Source organism: Neobacillus drentensis, from assembly GCF_036966985.1.
Lineage (GTDB): Bacteria > Bacillota > Bacilli > Bacillales > Cytobacillaceae > Neobacillus > Neobacillus drentensis_E.
In genome coordinates this window covers 1-2,947 of record NZ_JBALSN010000604.1, presented here as the reverse complement: position 1 = coordinate 2,947, position 2,947 = coordinate 1, and the positions used below count along the sequence as shown (strand labels likewise).

Genomic DNA, 2,947 nt, shown 5'->3' with positions numbered 1-2,947 from the left:
TTTATCACCATTTTTTAAAGCATCTAAAATCGCATCAAAAACAGCATCAACTGCTTTAGTTGCGTCCTTTTTAGAAAGTTCGCTAGCTTCAGCAACTGCATTAATAAGTTCTGTCTTGTTCATGCCATTCACCTCCTCCCAAAGAAATTATCAAGATTCGTAAATAAGATTACTTATCTACATTTCTAAACAATTTTTCTAATTTCTATACGTCATAGCGCGGTTTTATTACCAAAATTACCATAAATAATAAAATTGGTAACTAGAATCTATTTTTTAGGAAAAAACCTTATGAAATAAGGGCTCAAACGCTATAATGTAATTCAGTTAAAAGATTATCATAATCAAAACAGCTTATCAAGAAGAATTCATGAAATTATGGTAATCTTTTCTTTGTTTCAACAAAATTCTACTTAATTTAACCCTTTTTGGTAGATATTTTGAAATAATGGGAAGTTGCCCCCTCCTCCTGCCACTTTTCTCAAAGAAAAAAAGACTCCGAATTGGAGTCCATAGCTTAAAGTATAATGGCAATTAAGCCACCTGAACCTTCGTTAATAATTCTCTCTAATGTTTCTTTTAATTTATATCTTGCATTTTCCGGCATCAAGGAAAGCTTTGCCTGGATACCTTCTCGAACAATGGAACTTAAGCTGCGGCCAAAGATATCTGAATTCCAGATGGATAACGGATCATCTTCAAAATCCTGCATTAAGTATCTCACTAGTTCCTCACTTTGTTTTTCAGTACCAATGATTGGCGCAAATTCCGATTCCACATCCACTTTTATCATATGAATGGATGGTGCTACAGCTCGCAGCCTTACACCAAATCGTGCACCTTGACGAATAATTTCTGGTTCTTCAAGGCTCATATCTGAAAGGGTTGGTGAGGCAATACCGTAACCCGTTTGTTTAACCATTTTTAATGCATCAGCAATGTGGTCATACTCTGCTTTTGCATGAGCAAAATCCTGCATTAATTCAAGAAGATGATCTTTCCCGCGAATTTCGACTCCAACGATTTCTTTTAATATATCATCATACAATTCATCTGGTGCATATAAATCGATTTCAGCGACACCCGAGCCCATTTCAATTCCAGCTAAACCAGCTCTTTCAATGAATTCAAACTCGCTAAAGTGTTGTACAACCCGGTCAACATCTCTTAATCTCTTGATATCTTTTACAGTATCTTTGACGGCATCTTGATAGCTTTCACGAAGCCAGTGGTTTTCTCGAAGGACCATTACCCAACTTGGCAGGTTCACATTGACTTCGAGGACTGGGAACTCGTAAAGTGCTTCACGCAGGACATTAAGAACATCGCTGTCACGCATACTTTCAACACTCATGGCAATTACCGGAATATCATATTTATCTGCTAAACTCGATCTTAGAGTTTCAGTGCTTGGATGGTACGGCTGGGCACTATTAACGACCATGATAAACGGTTTGCCAACTTCTTTAAGTTCGTTAATAACTCTTTCTTCAGCTTCAATATAGTTACTCCTTGGAATCTCACCAATTGTCCCATCTGTCGTTACAACGACCCCAATAGTTGAATGCTCTTGAATCACTTTCCTTGTGCCAATTTCAGCAGCTTCATGAAAAGGAATTGGTTCCTCATACCAAGGGGTGGTAATCATTCTTGGACCATTTTCATCCTCATAGCCTTTCGCACCTGGAACCGTATAGCCTACACAATCAACCAGCCTGATATTGACATTTAATCCATCATCAACATTAACAGTTGCTGCTTGATTTGGTACGAATTTCGGCTCCGTTGTCATAATTGTTTTTCCTGCAGCACTTTGAGGTAACTCATCGAGTGCACGTGATCTCTCAGCTTCACTGTTTATATTCGGTAAAACAACAAGCTCCATAAATTTTTTAATAAATGTTGATTTTCCAGTCCGTACTGCACCTACTACGCCTAAATAAATATCACCGCCTGTTCTCTCGGCAATATCTTTAAAAATATCAACCTTTTCCAAGTGATCCCCTCCCGATCATAGAGTAAAGTGGGATTAAACATCCATTTTAGGTATTTTTGGACAATATATGTTTATGATGTTGTCCTACTATGTTATGACACTTTTCTAAAAATTTTTTACCCCCTTATTAAAAATTCACTAGGTTCTCTTGTATCTGTAGTGTCTGAACATTTGTTATTATGGAGGGTTTCAATAAATGTTTTCTTTTGGGAATAGCCAAAAAAAACCCTTCTCCTACAATATATTTCATCGGAAAAGGGTTATGACTATTTATTCTTCTAAAAATANNAGAATGCCAGGTATATGGTAAGGAATATGCAGGCACAAACATGGAATCCTTCACTAAAATTGGCCGAATATCTTCACCTGGTTTTACCTTCGTATCCTTTTTTGCCATGGCTTGATATAAGTCCGGGCGATAATCTACATATACTTCAGCACTGCCTGTAATGACAAAAGATAAATTTTGATTTGAAAATGGACTCGCTACAAAAGGGGCTTTTTTATACCCTAATTGTTTATAATCAAGAGTAAAAACATTCTTTGCAATTTGTTCTTTATAGGGAGGATACCCTTTTGTTTTGATCCGCAATTTAATATCACGTATCGCTTCTGTCATTCTTAAATCAAATAATTTTACAGTTGGCTGGGTTTCAACATCCACAAGGACATATTGGAAAATCCCGCCGCTTTCGTATGCGTTTCCAGGAGGCTCAGCAATATATTTTGGTGTTATTTTTTTNNTTGGTGTTTCTGCTTCTTTTGTTTTTATCGGAAGAATCCCGCCATTATCCTCCTTAAAGGTATCTACTGCTGTTTGAACAGCTATAATTTGATCTTTATATGGGATTTGATTTTTTGCTAATTCCTCTTCAGGATACATGCATCCAGTTAGGAAAAGAGCAGTAAATACTAGAAAACAACCGACTACATTCCATTTCATACAATCAC

At 36.6% G+C, this 2,947-nt stretch carries 2 protein-coding genes and 1 pseudogene; all 3 read right to left on the bottom strand.

The annotated features are described in order from the left end of the window. On the bottom strand, positions 1-123 hold a 123-nt coding region (locus tag V7659_RS28825; RefSeq protein WP_335543479.1), incomplete at its 3' end, for an HU family DNA-binding protein. 394 nt (positions 124-517) lie between these two features. Further along, positions 518-1,996 (bottom strand): stage IV sporulation protein A, encoded by a 1,479-nt coding sequence (spoIVA, locus tag V7659_RS28820; protein ID WP_335543477.1) that lies wholly within the window; start codon positions 1,994-1,996, stop codon positions 518-520. Between the two features lie 298 nt (positions 1,997-2,294). Then, a pseudogene (locus V7659_RS28815) lies at positions 2,295-2,939 on the bottom strand (hypothetical protein); the annotation flags it as partial. Positions 2,940-2,947 lie beyond the last annotated feature (8 nt).